The organism is Maribacter orientalis, assembly GCF_900109345.1.
In the GTDB taxonomy this organism is placed as follows: domain Bacteria; phylum Bacteroidota; class Bacteroidia; order Flavobacteriales; family Flavobacteriaceae; genus Maribacter; species Maribacter orientalis.
Genome location: NZ_FNZN01000007.1, coordinates 62,809 through 81,869 on the forward strand (window position 1 = coordinate 62,809; position 19,061 = coordinate 81,869).

Below are 19,061 nucleotides of genomic sequence, written 5' to 3' on the forward strand. Positions count from 1 at the left end.
ATAATTTTGAAAACAGAAAATCCTCATAGCATAGTATAATAAATTAAGAGACATATGGTTCCAATGATATCGATTAAATAAAAAGATAGGTGAAAAGAATTGTTCAAATTACATCAGAAGAAACTCTTTCTATTCGGCACAAGGTCATGTGGCCAAATAAACCGATTGATTATGTACAATTACCCAATGATTTTGAAGGCAGGCACTTTGGCTATTTTAAAAATGACATATTAATTTCAGTTATCTCGCTTTTTGTGGAAAACAACGAGGCTCAATTTCGAAAGTTTGCCACACTGAAAGAATACCAAGGTAAAGGTTTTGGTAGCGAATTATTAAATGAGTTAATGCGAATTTCTGCAAAAGAACAACTTTCTAAAATTTGGTGCAACGCACGAATCAATAAAATCGATTATTATTCTAAATTCGGTATGAAAGAAACCAACAACCAATTTATAAAAGGAGGAATTAGTTATGTTATTATGGAGAGAATATTTTAAATTTAATCATGGCAAAAGAATATGATATAATTACTGCCTTACATTATGCCACATATCGACCTTCTTTACATTCAGAAATATTAAGCGCATTTTTAGAATCAAATAAAAAATATGAATTTGGGTTGGATGTTGGTTGTGGTACAGGTCAATCTTCAATTGCACTAGCAAACTATTGTTCAAATGTGGTTGGTGTAGACCCTAGTAATGAGATGTTGGAAAAATCTCTACAACACCCCATAATTACCTATCAATTAATCGATTCTAACACGTTCAATTTTGATAACGATGTCTTTGATATCATTACGTTTGCCGGTTCATTATACTATGCGAAATCACAATCGACATTAGATGAAATTATAAGAGTTGCAAAGAAAAACTGCAGGATTATAATTTATGATTTTGAAATATTTCTAGAACCTATCTGTATACAATTAGGCCTCAGTAGTAAAATAAAACAACCAAACGATTATAATCATCAAGCTAACTTTTCAGAGCTTGATGAACAGTTTATAACCTTTGATAATGAACTAAATAATGAGGTTTCTTTAGATATAAAAATTACAGACCTAACTCATTTACTATTATCCTCTAAAGAGAACTATGATAGATTATCAGAAGCATTTGGTGCAATTGATCTCTATGATGAAACAACAATGCGGTTACAAACAGTTTTGAAAAATAACATAACCACCTTGAAAGCAATGACATATTTAACTTCTTATAGCGTCATTAAATGACCTTAAAAGTAGATTAAAGCATTTATTTTTTTCTCTTCATCAATTCAGCCTCTATATCTTTCAGTGTAAAACCTTTTGCTTGTAATAGCATTAAATAGTGAAACAATAAATCAGCACTTTCGTAAAGGAAAAGTTCATCATTAGTATCCATTGCTTCAATAACGGTTTCCACTGCTTCCTCCCCAACTTTCTGGGCAATCTTGTTAATCCCTTTTTTAAACAAAGAAGCTACGTAAGATTGACTATCGTCTGCTGTAGTTCGTCTTTCTTCAATGGTATTTTCCAATTCAGAAAAGAATCCGAAGTTTGAGTTGTTATATTCCGCCCAACATGTATCCGTCCCTTTATGGCAAGTTGGCCCAACAGGGTTTACCGAAATAAGCAATGAATCATCATCACAATCATTTTTAATACTAACCAAATTTAGGAAATTACCACTCTCCTCACCTTTGGTCCACAATCGATTTTTAGAACGACTAAAAAATGTCACCTTACCCGATTCTGTGGTTTTGCTTAAAGCTTCAGCATTCATATAACCAAGCATTAATACATTTTTAGTTCGTGCATCTTGAATGATTGCAGGAACTAATCCGTCATTCATTTTATTCCAATCAGGTGTATTGTAATCCATATTCTTGTTACTCATTACTGTTATTCTTTTTCTGTCTTAAGACACTCTAAACTGATTACTTTTTAATTGTCTGTCCGAGCTCAGTCGAAAACTAATTTGGTATTCCTAAACCTTCGACTATGCTCGGGGTGATATTTTATTTATCAAATCTGCAAACTGAAAACTGATACTGTCAACTGAATACTAAGCAAGTGCAAACTCCACAGCAGCATAAGCGTGCTCTTTAGTGGTATCAATTACCACAATATCACAATCTTCCTGTTGAATCAACAAAGGAATTTCAGTACAGCCTAAAATTACTCCTTGTGCTCCTTCTTTTTCCGATTTTTTAATGATATCTAAATACAATTTTTTGGACTCCTCAGTAATTATACCTTTTGATAATTCGGAATAAATAATGTCATGCACTATCTCACGGTCAGCTTCATTAGGAATCAAAACCTCGATACCAAACTGGTTATTAAGAATGTCTTTATAGAAATCCAATTCCATCGTGTATTTGGTACCTAATAACAAAACTTTCTGACAGCCTTTATTCTTAACGGCATTACCGGCTACTTCTGCAATATGTAAAATAGGTATAGAAAGTCTTTTCTTCATCGTTGGGACACTTAAATGCATGGTATTAGCACAAATTAGTATGATCTCTGCACCTGCATTTTGTAAACGTAAAGCAATATCAGTCATTTGGGAATGAAGGGTATCCCAATCGCCCGCCGCTTGTTTAGAAGATATATCAGCAAAATTCACAGATTCAATAATACATTCGCAAGAATTTTGACCACCCAATATCTCCGCTACTTTAGTATTTAGCAACTGATAATATAATTGTGTAGATTGCCATGTTATACCTCCTATCAATCCTATTTTTTTCATTGCTTTAATTTTAATTCGTTCTTCTTTTATCGTTAGAATGCCACAGAAAACCATATTATATATTAACCACTTCCATTGATACTTAAAATTGGTCAGGTTGGCTCAGAATGTCATTTTATAATATTTAAGTACCACTAAATAACTACAAATTTAAACTAGGTACTACTACTTAATTACGAACTGGAATTCCGTTTTCTTGCAACTCCATCTTCAGTTCCTGAATACCTATCTCTTTAAAATGAAATACACTTGCCGCTAAAGCTGCATCCGCTTTTCCTTTTACAAAGGTATCGGTAAAATGTTGTTTATTTCCTGCCCCACCAGATGCAATAATGGGTATATTCAACTCCGTTGATAATCGTGCTAACGCCTCGTTAGCAAAACCATCCTTGGTACCATCGTGGTCCATAGACGTAAATAAGATTTCACCCGCTCCACGCTCTTCTACCTCTTTGGCCCATTCAAACAATTTTCGTTCTGTAGGCACCTTTCCACCAACTAAATGAACAATCCATTCCCCATTAATCTGTTTAGCGTCAATGGCTACTACAATGCACTGTGAACCAAATTTTGCCGATAAATCATTAATCAATTGAGGGTTCTTTACAGCCGATGAATTAATTGATACTTTATCTGCTCCGTTCTGTAGTAGAATGTCAACATCTTCAACAGAAGAAATTCCGCCACCTACGGTAAAGGGAATGTTTACTTTTTCTGCAACTCTAAATACCAATTCAGCTAAGGTTTTACGCTTTTGCTCTGTTGCAGAAATATCTAAAAACACCAATTCGTCAGCTCCCTCTTTACTATAAATTTCTGCCAGTTCTACTGGGTCACCAGCATCGCGTAAATCAACGAAATTGACACCTTTTACAGTTCTACCGTCCTTTATATCTAAACAAGGAATTATTCTTTTTGCAAGCACTAATGTATATTTTTTTTGTTCAAATCCATTCCATCATAAAAGCCCAAATCATTATTCTTTAATTGTTTTACCCAAAAAGCAATTTGCCCAGTATGGTAAGAATAATGTTCAACTGCATGCATGATGACTCCAACCCCTGAAAAAGAAAACCCTTGTACTGAACGTACTTTTACCAATTGATCAGGCTTAGCATCGAAAATAACCCGTTTCGCCGTATCGACAATATCTTCTAATTTTTTGAGCAATTCTGCTTTGGTAAGTCCGTCAGTTACTGAAAATTCAGTATCTCGCTTCCTTTTATCTTCTGTTTCACCTAAAGATGAAATAACGTATTGTGAAATATTTCCACACAAGTGGAGCATTAAATTGGCAATACTGTTTAAAGAAGGATTCGGTTTTTGCCACACTTCGTCTTCTGAAATATCAGAAAGACTTTTCTTGATCATACGTGTACTTTCATCCATACGATAGAGGGCATTCTTTACCAGCTCTTCAATTAATTGAGACTCCTTATCCATTACTTAAAATATATGTTTCTAACTGCTTTAAACTAATTCTATTCTCATAGATAGCCTTACCGATGATAGTGCCTTCGCAACCCATTTCTGCCAATTTGGGCAACTCATCAAAAGTAGAAATACCTCCAGATGCAATTAATTTAAGTTCATTAGTTTGGGACAAAATCCGAGAATAGAGTTCAAACGACGGACCTTCTAACATGCCATCTTTACTGATATCAGTACAAATAACATACTGAATTCCTTTGTTTTGATACGATTTTATAAATGGAATCAATTCTTCCTTGGACTCTTCTAACCAGCCAGAAACCGCTACTTTTTCATCCATAGCATCAGCTCCTAGAATTATTTTACTGGCACCATGTTTCTCTATCCAGCCAAGAAAAGTATCGGAATCTTTTACGGCAATACTACCGCCCGTAATTTGTTTAGCCCCACTTTCAAAAGCTATACGAAGATCATCGTCCGTTTTTAATCCACCACCAAAATCTATTTGTAAACTGGTTTGGGAAGCAATTTGTTCTAAAACTTTATGGTTTACAATGTGTTTTGATTTTGCGCCGTCTAAATCTACCAAATGTAAAAATCGAATACCGTGCGCCTCAAAGTCTTTTGCAACCTCTAAGGGATTCTCATTATATATTTTTTTGGTATCGTAATCACCTTTGGAAAGACGAACACATTTACCATCAATAATATCAATTGCGGGAATAATTCTCATTTTATTTACGCTAGTATTTGTTTATCAACGGACATCCATAATAGTGAATCTCCTATTTTTTTAAATCCGTATCGCTCATAAAGTTGGTGAGCATCCTTTGTTTTTAAAGCTAATGTTTTAAGGTTCTTTATCTTTGGGTCAGCAAGTATATGCTCTACCAGTATTTTTCCAAAACCCTGACCTTGAAACTTATCAAGGATAATCACATCCATAAAATATCCAAAATAAATATAATCGGTAACTACTCTGGCAAAACCAATTTGTTCTTTATCCAAAGTATAAATTCCAAAGCAATACGAATTTTCAATTGTCGTCTTCACTTCTTCTAAAGAACGGCCATTTCCCCAATAAGAATTGGCAATAAACTGCTGAATAGCTTTGCTATCAAGTAAATTTTTATCGGTTGAAATAAAATAATTCTGTTCCATTACATATTCAAAAAATTATCAAGAATTTTCTCCCCAACATCACTACTTTTTTCGGGATGAAATTGGGTCCCATAAAAATTATCTTTTTGTAGCGCTGCACTATAATCAACTCCGTATGAGCATTCAGCTATTGTTTCGGTACACAACGGTGCATAAAAACTATGAACTAAATAAATGTGTTCTTTTTCTTTAATACCTGTAAATAAAGGTGACTTTAAATTTGTAATCTGGTTCCAACCTATTTGTGGAACTTTTACAGAAGCATCAAACTTCACCACATCAACATCAAAAATTCCGAGTCCGGCAGTATTACCTTCTTCAGATGAGCGGCACATTAGCTGCATACCTAAACAAATACCTAAAACGGGCTGCTTTAAGTTTGGAATTATTTTATCAAGACCACTATCGCGAAGTTTTCTCATGGCACTACTAGCTTCTCCCACTCCAGGAAAAATAACCTTATCAGCATTTTGAATTTCTGCAACATCATTACTCAAAATCGCATCATAACCTAAGCGCTTTATGGCAAATTTAATGCTCTGAATATTTCCTGCTCCGTAATTAATGATGACTATTTTCATTGACTTGTTATTCTTTATTACTAAAGCATTCCTTTCGTACTAGGCAATACCATTTTTTCTACATCTCTTTTAACAGCCATTTTTATACTTTTTGCAAAGGCTTTAAAAATAGCTTCGATCTTATGGTGTTCGTTGGTGCCTTCTGCTTTAATATTCAAATTAGCTTTGGCGCCATCAGTGAACGATTTAAAAAAGTGATGAAACATTTCGGTTGGCATATCCCCTACTTTTTCACGTTTAAAATCGGCCTCCCAAACCAGCCAGTTACGACCACCAAAATCAATTGCTACCTGGGCAAGACAATCATCCATTGGTAAACAAAAGCCGTAACGTTCAATTCCTAATTTATTACCAAGTGCACTATTAAATACTTCACCTAGCGCAATGCCTGTATCTTCTATTGTATGGTGTTCATCTACTTCTAAATCTCCATTTACTTTAATGGTTAAATCCATTTGGCCATGACGTGCCAATTGATCTAGCATGTGGTCAAAAAATGCTAATCCGGTTTTGATATCGCTTTTACCTGTACCATCAAGGTTCAGTTTTATAGCTATATCGGTTTCATTCGTTTTTCTATGAATTTCTGCAGTTCTGTTTTTCAATTTTAAAAATTCATAAATCTTCTCCCAGTCATTGTCCTCTAAAGCTATATAAGCATCTAAAGCATCTCGTTTTACAGTAATTTCACTTGTGCCTAAGTTGGTATCATCGTTTATAAAAATACCTTTAGCACCAAGGTTTTTAGCCAATTCCATATCAGTTAATCGGTCACCGATAACAAAAGAATTTACTAAATCGTAAGCTTCAGAAAAATATTCAGTCAACAAGCCTGTTCCCGGTTTTCTTGTGTTTGCATTTTCATGTGGAAAAGTACGGTCTAAAAACACCTTATCAAAAACGACTCCTTCATTCTCAAAAGATTTCATAATAAAATTATGTACCGGCCAAAATGTATCTTCTGGGAAAATATCGGTACCCAAACCATCTTGATTAGTGATCATAACCAATTCATAATCTAGCTCTTTGGCAATTTTACCAAGGAACGTAAATGCCTTTGGATAAAATATCATTTTTTCAAAGGCATCTATCTGCTCATCAATAGTTTCTTTGATAATAGTGCCATCACGGTCTATAAATAAAACACGTTTTTTGTTTTCCATATTAGTTTGATAGTTCTTTTAAAGCGGTAATTACAATATTATTTTCTTCGGAGGTACCCACGGTAAACCTAAGTGTATTTTCACATAAAAGTTGCGTAGTTCGATTTCGAACTACAATACCTTTTTTCAATAATTGATTATAACGAAGAGTGGCATCATCTACTTTTACCAAAATAAAATTAGCGTCCGTTGGATATATTTTAGAAACAAACGAAACTGTTTGTAATGTATTAATCAATTTTTCACGCTCCTCTAAAATAGTTGCGATTTCTGTTTGTACCGATTTTTTATCAGACACTCTTTGTATCGCTCGCTCTTGTGTTAATTGATTTACGTTGTAGGGCGGTTTTATTTTATTGATAACGGCAATGATTTCAGGAGAAGCAATGCAAATACCCAATCGTATACCTGCCATACCATAAGCTTTTGATAGGGTCTGTGTAATTATTAGGTTTGGATAATCCGCAAGTTTTGATGTCCAACTCTCTTCTTGTGAAAAATCGATATACGCCTCATCAATAACCACAAGTCCGTTAAACGAATTCAATAACTCCTCAATACTTTTAGTAGAAAAACTATTCCCTGAAGGGTTGTTTGGTGAGCAAATGAATAATAGTTTGGTATTAGCATCTATTTTATCTTTAATCGCAGAAACATCCGGTTGAAAAGCATCGGTCAATAAGACTTCCCTATTTTCGACCATATTAATACCAGACAAGACTTTATACATACCATACGTAGGTGGTAATGTGATAATATTATCTTCTTTGGGCTCACAAAAGGCTCTGAACAATAAATCTAATACTTCATCACTACCATTGCCCAAAAGAATATTTTCTTCTTTAATACCCTTTTGTTTGGCTAATATAGCTTTTAGACTACGTTGTTGTGGATCGGGATAGCGATTGACACCATTGTCAAATGGATTCTCATTCGCATCTAGAAAAACCATGGTAGAACCATCGGAAACATATTCATCTCGTGCAGATGAATATGGACTTAAGCCCTTCACGTTTTCTCTTGTTATGTTATCTAAATTGAAATTCATTACTTCATAATTAGGTCTCGGCTGTGCTTGATCGAACAATACTCTATTTTTTAAGGCTATTTAATCTTAGGGTTACCGCATTTTTATGTGCTTGTAAACCTTCAGCTTCAGCCATTAATTCAATGGCATTACCAATATTTTGAATTCCTACCTTAGTAATCTTCTGGAACGTCATACTTTTCATGAAACTATCTAAATTCACTCCACTATACTGCTTTGCATATCCGTTAGTTGGTAACGTATGATTGGTACCCGAAGCATAATCACCAGCGCTCTCGGGCGTATAATTCCCAATAAAAACAGAGCCAGCATTTTGAGTGTTATCAATATAAAAATCTTCATTATCTACACAAACTATATAGTGTTCAGGACCATATTCATTGATTAAGTCAATCGCCATGCGGTCATCTTTAACGTAGATAAGTTTGCTATTTGAAATTGCCTGCCTCGCAATTTCTTTTCGTGGCAGTTCTTCTAATTGCAACGCTACCTCTTTCTCTACTTCTTCAATCATATTTTTTGAGGTCGACACTAAAATCACCTGACTATCAATACCATGCTCTGCCTGGCTCAATAAATCGGATGCTACAAAGGCAGCATTAGCAGTATTATCTGCTACAACCAATAGTTCTGAAGGACCTGCAGGCATATCAATGGCTACACCATGTTTTGTTGCAATTTGTTTAGCAACGGTTACGTATTGATTACCAGGTCCAAATATTTTAAAAACCTGTGGAATGGTTTCTGTACCAAATGTCATACCTGCAATAGCTTGTATCCCTCCAACCTTTATAATTTTGGTAACTCCGCATAAACTAGCAGTATATAAAATTGCAGGGTTCAATTTCCCTTCCTTATCAGGTGGAGAACAAAGCACTATTTCTGAGCATCCAGCAATAGTCGCAGGTACCGCCAACATTAAAATGGTTGAAAATAATGGTGCTGTTCCACCAGGAATATAAAGTCCTACTTTTTGAATAGGTCTTTTTTCTTGCCAACAAGAGACTCCAGGTGCCGTTTCTATTTCAATTCGACCTGTTTTCTGAGCAAAATGAAACACTTCAATATTTACCTTAGCCAATTGAATAGCTGCTTTAAGCTCATCTGAAACTAGAGTCTTAGCCTCTTCAATTTCAACCTCTGAAACCAACATATTCTCTAAGGCTACTTTGTCAAATTGTTGAGTATACTTTTTTAATATACTATCACCACTTGTTTTAACTTCCTCGAAAATACTATTGACCAACCCTTCAATATCGGCTACTGTCTGTGTAGGACGCTTTAAAACATCCTTCCAATCTGCTCTCTTAGGATTATATATTTTATTCATTCTTCCTTGTACTTACTACTATAATACCATCTTTTCAATTGGGCAAACTAAAATACCTTCAGCACCAGCTTTCTTTAACTCGTCTATTACTTCCCAGAATTTATCTTTGTTGATTACGGTATGAACAGAGCTCCAACCTTCATCGGCCAAAGGAAGTACCGTAGGACTGCGCATTCCAGGAAGTAATTTTAAAATTCCATCCAATTTATCATTTGGTGCGTTAAGCAATACATATTTAGAACCCCTAGCTCGTAATACCGATTGAATACGAAATTGTAACTTTTCTAATAACTCTCTTCTTTCTTCTGAAATCTTTGGTGAAACTGCCAAAACAGCTTCACTTGTAAGCATTACTTCAACCTCCTTTAGATTATTTTTAAACAACGTACTACCACTGGAAACAATATCACAAATGGCATCTGCCAAACCAATATTCGGTGCAATTTCTACCGAACCACTAATGATGTGTAAATCAGCAGTAATACCTTTATCCTTTAGGTAATTTAAAACTGTGTTTGGATAGGAAGTAGCTATACGCTTTCCTTCAAAATCCTTTATTGAATTAAACTTAAATGATTTTGGCACCGCTAGGGAAACTTTACATTTTGAAAATCCAAGTTTCTCAGCAATAGAAATATCCTCACCCTTTTCTACCAAGACATTTTCACCAATAATGGCGATATCTACTACGCCATCTCTAAGGTATTGAGGTATATCACCATTTCTAAGATAGAAAACCTCCATTGGGAAATTTCTTGAAGAAGCTTTTAATTGATCCTTTCCATTATCGATGGAAATTCCACAATCTTTTAAAATTTGAAGGGATTCCTCATTAAGTCTTCCCGATTTCTGAATAGCAATTCTAATTTTAGTCATTTGTTTGTTTTATGCTTGGCAAGCAAAACAGAGTTAAATACAAAACCCGTTTGATTGCTCAAACGGGTTTTTAAATATGTTGTACTACTACAATACATTCCTACCTCGCCAGAGCGTGAGTATGAATATGATGATGTGTAGTTCTGTTTTTCATTATAATGTAAAAGTAAAAGGTATTTTCCATTTCACAAAACAAAAGTTTAAAATGAAACAAAAATAATTAACTCCGTGTTTTAGTTATTACCCAAAATTAAGGGAAGACCATCGCTACCACCTACAATGACAACTTTTGAATTAGGTGACTCTGCTAATTTTAGTGTAGCATCGATTCCTTTATCCTTTAAAATTTGGTCATTTAAAGACGCACTTAAAATACGGTTAGCATCTGCTTTACCTTGAGCTTCAATCGTTACTTTTTCAGCCTCCTTTTTAGCAGTAACCAAACGGAACTCATACTCTAAAGATTCTTGCTCTTGCTTTAATTTTCTTTCGATAGCGTCCTTAATGGTTGGTGGTAATGTTACATCTCTTACCAATATTTCATTCAATTGAATATACTGACCTGAAACTATTTTTTGAGTCTCATCAAAAATTTCTTGTTGAATCGCATCCCTTTTACTTGAATACAGTTGCTCTGGTGTATAACGGCCAACTACAGAACGGGCAGCAGATCGTATCGTTGGCAACAATACACGTTGAATATACTCTGTTCCCTTCTCTTGGTGCAATTTTCCTAAATCACTACGAATAGGTTCGAACCAAGCTGATGCTTCCAATTTAATATCCAAACCATTACTTGACAATACATTCATACTTTCAAGTACTTCTTGTTGTCGTACTTCATAAACAGTCACTCTATTCCAAGGTGCTACTAAATGAAATCCTTCACCCATTGGTGGCTGGTCCGTAACCACACCCCCACCAAACGTTTTATACAATACGCCTGCCTGACCTGAGTCAATGGTGACGGTAGATTTTGAAATTCCTATAATCAAAACAATAAAAATAAATATTGCGGGTAATGCAATCTTTGGTAACTTATCCATTCGTGTAAATTTAAATTAATCCGTTATATTTTCTGATAAACCATTCTACCGTGAAGGCCAAAATTATTAAAGCCAGTAGAATTCTAAACTCAATCAAAGGTACGATATTTATAGAGCTTTTCTCGGTTGGAACATAGTTATCATTCTCTATTAGATCTTTCTTAATAGCATCGATTTGAGATGAATAATAATGTTTACCTCCAGAGTTGGCAGCCAATTTCGCCATTTTTGAATCATCACTAGAGACAAATCGATTTTCCATATCAAATTCTGAGATTACAAACGAACCCGTTTCTGATTTAGATTCGTTATCAACCGATAATTTAAAGTCATATTCACCAGCTAAAAGATTAGAAAGGTCGGCTTCAAAATATCCATTTTTTAATACCATAGGATTATCTTGACTAGACTTCGTTTTCTTATTGGTAACCCTAATTTTCATCTTTGCATTAGGGTCAAACAAAAAGGCCTCGTCAAAATAGGTTGCTGTTATAATTGCATTTGAGCTGCCTTCATAAACTTTTTCATATTCAACATTAAGGCGCGATTTATTCTTGGTACTGGTTAAATAGCGAATTAAATTACCCATGAATTCATCAAAATTGATGAATTCACCTGTATTTCTAAATGTCTGCATGCGCCATTTCCAAAGATTTTCGCCAACTAGTAAAGCCTGTTTTTTAGAATTGTCCTCTATTACGGATAATAACGGCTGTTGTACATTCAATCCTTTAATTTGAGTACCAAGTAGTGCCTCATAAGGTTTTTGAAAAATAATAGGTCCTGCGTCACTTAACAATGGGGGGAAATTGGTTAAATCGAATTTAGAAATATCATACCTTGAAAATGCATTATTCAACAATGCGAAAACCTCTTGTTGAGGATAACCACTTTCAATTTCAAAACCAAGACTCGCTTCATTCAAAAATGAATAATCTGCATGAGAACCTGTAATTATAAAGGTATTTGCATTTTTACTTTTTGCATAATCCAGTGATGCTTTAAAACGAACAGTTGGCTGATAAAAAATGAATAAATCAATTTCATCTAATATACTATTAGCAACATTTGGCTTTAAAATGGATACTTCTCTTTGCTTATTACTTTCTATAGCTTTCTTAAGAGTTCCCAAATCAGGATGCAAAATATCGGCAATCAATCCAATTTTAGTCTTCTCATCAATTATCTCTATACTAGTAGACCTTCTATTGTTAGCTATATTTCGTTCTGCAGGTAATTGAGAGATTTCTACAATTAAATTTTTAATTCCGACAGTATTAGCATCTATTTCTATCGAGATGGCTTTAAAATTAGATTCATTATTTAAATTTAAATTTTCGCGATGTACTATTCTATCATTCATCTTAACAGATACAGTAGCTGAAACAGCTGTGTTACCTTGATAAGAAATATAGGTTTCTAATGGGAATTTATTTTTTAAGAATGCATACTTATTAGTTAAAATAGGCCCGACAGATAAGTCCTTATACTTCGTGGTATCACCTAAGACTACAGTATAAAGAGTACTATTTTCGTCAGTTTTAAAATAACTATAATCTTGCCCAATAGTCTGGTTACCGTCAGATAATAATAGAGTTACCGTCTGTTCACGACCAAAAATATCTTTTAAAGCAGAAAGAGATTTATATATATTGGTAATCTTGTCTTCAAATGTTAAACTATCTAATACACCTAATTCACTACCAAATCGGTAATCACTTATTTTAAATCTACTTGAAATTTCGTCTGAAGATTTTAATTGAGAAATAATATCTTTAATTTCAACTCCACTTTCAGCTAAAGAACTTGAATTATCAGCTAAAATCACCAAATTTGGCTTTTCTAAACTATAGGATTTCTGTGAAAATTGAGGGTTTATAAGTAAAACGAGTAGACCAAATATTCCTATAAATCGCAAAAAGGCTAAGAGCAAATATACATTGCTTTTAGCCTTTTGTTTATATACATATTGAAGCACAACTATACCTAGAGCAACGATAGCAGCAAGAACAATATACAATACTGTTGTGGTTTCCATGGATCTAGAAAATATTGTGCGCAATAGCAACAGACAAATTATCTGTTACCGAATTATTCGTTTTCGGCTTAAGTTAACATACCACCATCTACATTCAATACCTGTCCGGTTACATAACTCGAAAGGTCTGATGCAAAATAAAGACATGCATTGGCAATATCCTCTGGAGATCCGCCTCTTTTTAAAGGAATACCATCTCTCCAACCTTGAACAGTTTTCTCATCAAGCTTTTCTGTCATTTCAGTTTCAATGAAACCTGGCGCAATTGCATTACATCTTATATTTCGTGAGCCTAATTCAAGTGCCACAGACTTTGTAAATCCAATCATACCTGCTTTTGAGGCGGCATAATTTGTCTGACCCGCATTACCTTTAACCCCAACTACACTACTCATATTTATAATAGAGCCGCTTCGTTGTTTTAGTAAAGTTCGTTGAACCGCTTTGGTCATGTTAAAGACCGACTTTAAGTTGATATCGATTACCGTATCAAAATCTGCTTCAGACATACGCATAAGAAGATTATCTTTCGTAATACCGGCATTATTGATTAAAACATCAATTCTACCACCAAAATCTTCTAAAACTTTAGCTACCAATTCTTCAGCTTCTTGAAAGTTAGCTGCATTACTTTTATAAGCCTTGGCATTAACGCCTTTAGCCTTCAATTCTTTTTCTAATTCTAAAGCTGGAGCTTCACTCGAGCTATAGGTAAAAGCAACATTGGCCCCATGGTCAGCAAATACTTGGGCAATGCCCATACCTATTCCTCTACTTGCTCCAGTAATAATTACATTTTTATCTTCTAATAATTTCATAAGTCAATCATTTACTTAAGGTAGTTTACCAAATATACCTTTTGTTTGAATTATAGGCTAAAAAAAATCCCGCTACAAACGGGATTTTATATGAATTATATGAGTTCTTAACCCATTACTTCTTTTACTTTCAAACCAATTTCAGCTGGAGAATCAACCACGTGAATTCCACATTCTCTCATAATTCGTTTTTTAGCTTGTGCCGTATCATCACTACCACCTACAATTGCACCGGCATGACCCATTGTTCTACCAGCAGGAGCAGTTTCACCAGCGATAAAACCGACAACTGGTTTTTTACTTCCACTAGCTTTGTACCATTGTGCCGCATCAGCTTCTAATTGACCACCAATTTCACCGATCATTACTACACATTTAGTCTCAGGATCATTGATCAATAACTCAACCGCTTCTTTTGTAGTGGTTCCAATAATTGGATCACCACCAATACCGATAGCAGTTGTAATACCTAAACCTTGACGAACCACTTGATCAGCAGCCTCATATGTCAAAGTACCTGATTTAGATACAATACCTACATTTCCTTTCTTAAATACAAAACCTGGCATAATACCAACTTTTGCCTCACCCGGAGTAATAACACCCGGACAGTTAGGTCCAATTAAACGACAATCTCTGCTTTTTATATAATTGGCAACCATTACCATATCAGCAACTGGTATACCTTCTGTAATTGTAATAATAACTTTAATACCTGCATCTGCAGCTTCCATTATTGCATCAGCAGCAAATGCTGGTGGAACGAAAATAATAGTCGTATCAGCACCTACTTTTTCAACAGCTTCAGAAACCGTATTAAAAACTGGTTTCCCTAAATGCTCTTGTCCTCCTTTGCCTGGTGTAACACCACCCACAATATTAGTACCGTACTCAATCATTTGCTCGGCATGAAAAGTACCTTCACTACCGGTGAAACCTTGTACGATTATTTTGGAATCCTTATTTACTAATACGCTCATACTACTGTAGTTTTTATTTTTAAAAGAACAAAAATATAGGTTTGTTAATGAATTTTAAAGCATTAACATGCTTATTTCTTGTCCAATTTTTTAATTATTTCTGGAATCTTCTTTATATAGGCTAATTGTTTCAATTTTTCACGGGATTCTTCTATTGGCGTACCGAAATAACTCTTGCCACCAGCTACCGATTTAGTAACTCCGGTTTGCCCCATTATAACCGCGTTCTTACCTATTGTAATACCACTATTTGTACCTACTTGCCCCCATAAGGTTACTTCATCTTCTATAATAACACAGCCTGCGATACCCGTTTGCGATGCGATTAAACACTTCTCTCCAATTACCGTATCGTGCCCAACATGAACTTGATTATCGAGCTTTGAACCGAAACCGATGGTAGTATCTCCTGTCACACCTCGATCAATAGTACAAAGTGCCCCAATGTCAACATTGTTTTTCAAAACAACTCTTCCACCAGAAATTAATTTATCGAAACCATCAGGTCGTTTTTTGTAGTAAAAAGCATCAGCACCTAAAACACTACCCGCATGAATGGTTACATTGTCGCCAATAACACAATTATCATAAATGGAAACGTTAGAATGTATTAAGCAATTATCCCCTATAGTTACATTGTTACCTATAAAAGCATTTGGTTGTATTACCGTATTTTTTCCGATTTTTGCCGTTGCTGAAATAGAACGATTATTTGGTACAAAAGGTTGAAAAAATGTAGTCAGTTTATTAAAATCCCTGAACGGATCATCTGAAATCAGCAATGCCTTTCCTTCTGGACAATCAACATTTTTATTTATTAGGATAATCGTAGCCTTAGATTTTAAGGCTTTATCATAGTATTTAGGATGATCAACAAATACAATATCACCAGGCTCTACAACATGAATTTCGTTCATTCCCAAAACCGGAAAATCATCAATGCCCACATACGTACTCGAAATGATATCGGCAATTTGCTTTAATGAAAATATAGTAGGAAACTTCAATTTCTAAATTTGATTAGTATATAATACCACGTATAATTACTCCTTCACACGCTCCATATATGAGCAGCTAGAAGTGTCAATCTTAATTTTATCTCCTTCATTAATAAATAAAGGTACGTTTACCTCTGCACCGGTTTCTACTTTTGCCGGTTTAGTCGCATTAGTTGCTGTATTTCCTTTTACGCCAGGTTCTGTATAGGTAACTTCTAAAACTACACTTGCAGGCATGTCAACAGATAATGGCATATTATCTTCTGTATTAAACAAAATAGTAACAACTTCACCCTCTTTTAACAATCCTGGTGCATCTAAAGAACTTTCTTGTAAAGTGATTTGATTATAATCATCCGTATTCATAAAATGATACGTATCTCCTTCAGGATATAAATATTGATAAGAACGGGTTTCAACTCTTACATCTTCAATTTTATGACCCGCTGAGAAGGTATTATCCAATACTTTACCAGAAGTAACACTTTTTAATTTTGTACGCACAAAAGCAGGTCCTTTACCTGGCTTAACATGTAAAAATTCTATTATTTTATAAATATCATTATTGTATCGAATACATAGTCCTTTTCGAATATCTGATGTAGATGCCATTAGTATATTTTATTAATATTGTTACTTAATTTATAAACAAAGTATGTCTTAGTTATTGCTAAAATAACCTTTCATAATTCCACGTTGCGAATCTCGAATGAATTGTAGTATTTCGTCACGTTCAGGAGTTGCTTCCATTTCTGCTTCAATAATTTGTACGGCTTGTGAATTATTGTAGTTTTTTTGGTAAAGAATTCTGTAAATATTCTGAATCTCTCTAATCTTATCAGACACAAAACCCCTTCTTCTTAAACCAACAGAATTAATACCTACATAAGATAATGGCTCTCTAGCGGCTTTAACATATGGTGGCACATCTTTTCTAACTAAAGAACCGCCTGTAACAAAGGCATGTTGTCCTACAGATACGAATTGATGTACTGCAACCAAACCTGCAAGAATAACATTGTCACCAATAGTAACGTGACCTGCTAATGTTGAATTATTAGAGAAAATACAATTATCACCCACCAAACAATCGTGAGCAACATGACAGTACGCCATTATCAGGCAATTTTTGCCGATAACAGTTTTCATACGGTCAGATGTTCCTTTATGAATTGTGGCACACTCTCGAATAGTGGTGTTATCACCAATAACGACAGTTGTTTCCTCTCCATCATACTTTAAATCTTGTGGAGATGCAGAAATTACAGCACCCGGAAAAATGTTACAGTTTTTCCCGATACGAGCACCTTCCATAATGGTGACATTAGAACCTATCCATGTACCATCACCAATTGTTACATTGTTGTGAATAGTAGTAAAAGGTTCAACTACGACATTTTTAGATATTTTAGCGCCTGGATGTATATAAGCTAAAGGTTGATTCATTCTAAGTTCTTTTAACTATTTGCGCCATTAACTCTGCTTCACTTACCAATTTGTCATTTGCGTATGCATATGCTTGCATATGACAAATACCTCTTCTAATCGGTGTAATTAAACTACAGTGAAATATTAATGTATCGCCTGGTAATACTTGCCTTTTAAATTTTACTTTATCTATTTTCATAAACAAAGTCAAATAATTTTCTGGATCAGGTACGGTACTTAAAACCAAAATACCACCTGTTTGTGCCATAGCTTCTACTTGAAGTACACCTGGCATTACTGGAGCCCCTGGAAAATGTCCGACGAAGAATGGTTCGTTCATTGTCACATTCTTCATACCTACTACATGCTCTTCTGATAGCTCGATAATACGGTCTATTAATAAGAATGGAGGTCTATGTGGTAACATATCCATAATCTTATGAATATCCATTAACGGTGGCAAGCTTAAATCATACTTCGGAACTTTATTCCGTTTTTCTAATTTGATAATTTGTGAAAGCTTCTTCGCGAATTGGTTATTTACATAATGACCAGGCTTATTAGCTATTACCTTACCTCGTATACGTGTACCAATTAAAGCCAAATCTCCAATTACATCTAAAAGCTTATGTCTTGCTGCTTCATTTGGTTGGTGTAATGTTAGATTATCTAAAATTCCATTAGCTTTTACAGACAGTTTCTTTTTATTAAAGGCCTTCTCTAACTTCGCCATCGTGTCTTGAGATATCTCTTTATCCACATATACGATAGCGTTGTTTAAATCCCCTCCTTTTATTAGTCCGTTTTCCAAAAGCATTTCTAACTCGTGAAGGAAACTAAAGGTACGAGCATTTGAAATTTCAGATTTAAAATCAGAAATTTTATCTAAAGTTGCATTTTGAGTCCCTAAAACTTTGGTTCCAAAATCTACCATCGTCATCACTTGATATTCGTCTGAAGGAATAATTGTTATTTCACTACCTGTATTTTCATCTTTAAAAGAAATAACTTCTTTAACAATATATTCTTCACGAACCGCATCTTGCTCAACTATTCCGGCTTTCTCTAATACTTCTACAAAAAACTTAGAGGAACCATCCATAATTGGAGGTTCTGCGGCATTCAGCTCTATTAATACATTATCAATTTCAAGACCAACTAAAGCCGCCAAAACGTGTTCTGAAGTTTGAATCTTGACGCCATTTTTCTCTAAATTGGTACCTCTTTGTGTGTTCACAACAAGATTTGCGTCAGCAGGAATAATAGGCTCACCTTCTAAATCTACCCTTTTAAATGCATAACCATGGTTTTCACTTGCCGGTAAAAATTTAATGGTAACATTGCTACCAGTATGCAAACCTACTCCCGTTAGACTTACCTCTTTACCAATTGTCCTTTGTTTTTTTTTTGTTGTACTCATCG

Annotated in this window: 21 protein-coding genes; 2 read left to right on the forward strand and 19 right to left on the reverse strand. The window is 34.6% G+C overall.

What is annotated here, in order from left to right:
* The first annotated feature begins 89 nt into the window (after positions 1-89).
* Positions 90-497, forward strand: a complete 408-nt coding sequence (locus BMY56_RS14315) for a GNAT family N-acetyltransferase (RefSeq protein ID WP_245737233.1) — start codon at positions 90-92, stop codon at positions 495-497.
* An 8-nt stretch (positions 498-505) separates the two neighbouring features.
* A complete protein-coding gene (locus tag BMY56_RS14320) occupies positions 506-1,234 on the forward strand; it encodes a class I SAM-dependent methyltransferase (protein WP_091625672.1) in 729 nt (242 codons plus the stop codon).
* A 22-nt stretch (positions 1,235-1,256) separates the two neighbouring features.
* Here the strand turns inward: BMY56_RS14320 and hisIE are convergent, their stop codons facing one another.
* From hisIE to BMY56_RS14415, 19 genes are all read right to left on the reverse strand, one after another.
* Positions 1,257-1,880 carry a bifunctional phosphoribosyl-AMP cyclohydrolase/phosphoribosyl-ATP diphosphatase HisIE gene (gene hisIE, locus BMY56_RS14325; protein ID WP_245737234.1) on the reverse strand — a complete coding sequence of 208 codons (624 nt, stop codon included), beginning with the start codon at positions 1,878-1,880 and terminating at the stop codon, positions 1,257-1,259.
* 168 nt (positions 1,881-2,048) lie between these two features.
* A complete protein-coding gene (locus BMY56_RS14330) occupies positions 2,049-2,741 on the reverse strand; it encodes an aspartate/glutamate racemase family protein (protein WP_091625969.1) in 693 nt (230 codons plus the stop codon).
* 169 nt (positions 2,742-2,910) lie between these two features.
* A complete protein-coding gene (hisF, locus tag BMY56_RS14335) occupies positions 2,911-3,666 on the reverse strand; it encodes an imidazole glycerol phosphate synthase subunit HisF (protein WP_091625675.1) in 756 nt (251 codons plus the stop codon).
* Positions 3,666-4,184, reverse strand: coding sequence for a DinB family protein (locus tag BMY56_RS14340; protein WP_091625677.1), 519 nt, complete (start codon positions 4,182-4,184; stop codon positions 3,666-3,668). The genes hisF and BMY56_RS14340 overlap by 1 nt, the downstream gene beginning before the upstream one ends.
* Entirely contained in the window at positions 4,177-4,905 is a 729-nt protein-coding gene (gene hisA / locus BMY56_RS14345) for a 1-(5-phosphoribosyl)-5-[(5-phosphoribosylamino)methylideneamino]imidazole-4-carboxamide isomerase (protein ID WP_091625680.1), read from the reverse strand. Before hisA ends, BMY56_RS14340 begins: the two co-directional genes overlap by 8 nt.
* A gap of 5 nt (positions 4,906-4,910) precedes the next feature.
* Positions 4,911-5,333 carry a GNAT family N-acetyltransferase gene (locus BMY56_RS14350; protein WP_091625683.1) on the reverse strand — a complete coding sequence of 141 codons (423 nt, stop codon included), beginning with the start codon at positions 5,331-5,333 and terminating at the stop codon, positions 4,911-4,913.
* Positions 5,333-5,914: an imidazole glycerol phosphate synthase subunit HisH gene (hisH, locus tag BMY56_RS14355; RefSeq protein ID WP_091625686.1), complete on the reverse strand. Its 582-nt coding sequence runs from the start codon at positions 5,912-5,914 to the stop codon at positions 5,333-5,335. Before hisH ends, BMY56_RS14350 begins: the two co-directional genes overlap by 1 nt.
* Before the next feature lie 20 nt (positions 5,915-5,934).
* Positions 5,935-7,077, reverse strand: coding sequence for a bifunctional histidinol-phosphatase/imidazoleglycerol-phosphate dehydratase HisB (hisB, locus tag BMY56_RS14360; RefSeq protein ID WP_091625688.1), 1,143 nt, complete (start codon positions 7,075-7,077; stop codon positions 5,935-5,937).
* 1 nt (position 7,078) lies between these two features.
* Positions 7,079-8,125 carry a histidinol-phosphate transaminase gene (gene hisC, locus BMY56_RS14365; protein ID WP_091625972.1) on the reverse strand — a complete coding sequence of 349 codons (1,047 nt, stop codon included), beginning with the start codon at positions 8,123-8,125 and terminating at the stop codon, positions 7,079-7,081.
* A 43-nt stretch (positions 8,126-8,168) separates the two neighbouring features.
* Positions 8,169-9,455, reverse strand: coding sequence for a histidinol dehydrogenase (gene hisD / locus BMY56_RS14370; RefSeq protein ID WP_091625691.1), 1,287 nt, complete (start codon positions 9,453-9,455; stop codon positions 8,169-8,171).
* Positions 9,456-9,473: 18 nt separating this feature from the next.
* On the reverse strand, positions 9,474-10,331 hold the full coding sequence (gene hisG / locus BMY56_RS14375; protein ID WP_091625694.1) for an ATP phosphoribosyltransferase: 858 nt from the start codon (positions 10,329-10,331) through the stop codon (positions 9,474-9,476).
* Positions 10,332-10,564: 233 nt separating this feature from the next.
* Positions 10,565-11,377, reverse strand: a complete 813-nt coding sequence (locus BMY56_RS14380; protein WP_091625696.1) for a prohibitin family protein — start codon at positions 11,375-11,377, stop codon at positions 10,565-10,567.
* 10 nt (positions 11,378-11,387) lie between these two features.
* Positions 11,388-13,415, reverse strand: coding sequence for a hypothetical protein (locus BMY56_RS14385; protein ID WP_091625699.1), 2,028 nt, complete (start codon positions 13,413-13,415; stop codon positions 11,388-11,390).
* Between the two features lie 68 nt (positions 13,416-13,483).
* Positions 13,484-14,233: a 3-oxoacyl-[acyl-carrier-protein] reductase gene (gene fabG / locus BMY56_RS14390; RefSeq protein WP_091625702.1), complete on the reverse strand. Its 750-nt coding sequence runs from the start codon at positions 14,231-14,233 to the stop codon at positions 13,484-13,486.
* 107 nt (positions 14,234-14,340) lie between these two features.
* Entirely contained in the window at positions 14,341-15,213 is an 873-nt protein-coding gene (gene sucD, locus BMY56_RS14395; protein ID WP_091625704.1) for a succinate--CoA ligase subunit alpha, read from the reverse strand.
* A 71-nt stretch (positions 15,214-15,284) separates the two neighbouring features.
* Complete coding sequence (locus BMY56_RS14400; protein WP_091625707.1) at positions 15,285-16,220, reverse strand: UDP-3-O-(3-hydroxymyristoyl)glucosamine N-acyltransferase; 936 nt, start codon at positions 16,218-16,220, stop codon at positions 15,285-15,287.
* A 36-nt stretch (positions 16,221-16,256) separates the two neighbouring features.
* Positions 16,257-16,823 (reverse strand): elongation factor P, encoded by a 567-nt coding sequence (gene efp / locus BMY56_RS14405; protein WP_091625710.1) that lies wholly within the window; start codon positions 16,821-16,823, stop codon positions 16,257-16,259.
* 48 nt (positions 16,824-16,871) lie between these two features.
* Positions 16,872-17,657, reverse strand: coding sequence for an acyl-ACP--UDP-N-acetylglucosamine O-acyltransferase (lpxA, locus tag BMY56_RS14410; protein WP_091625714.1), 786 nt, complete (start codon positions 17,655-17,657; stop codon positions 16,872-16,874).
* 1 nt (position 17,658) lies between these two features.
* Positions 17,659-19,059, reverse strand: a complete 1,401-nt coding sequence (locus BMY56_RS14415) for a bifunctional UDP-3-O-[3-hydroxymyristoyl] N-acetylglucosamine deacetylase/3-hydroxyacyl-ACP dehydratase (RefSeq protein ID WP_091625716.1) — start codon at positions 19,057-19,059, stop codon at positions 17,659-17,661.
* Positions 19,060-19,061: the final 2 nt, after the last annotated feature.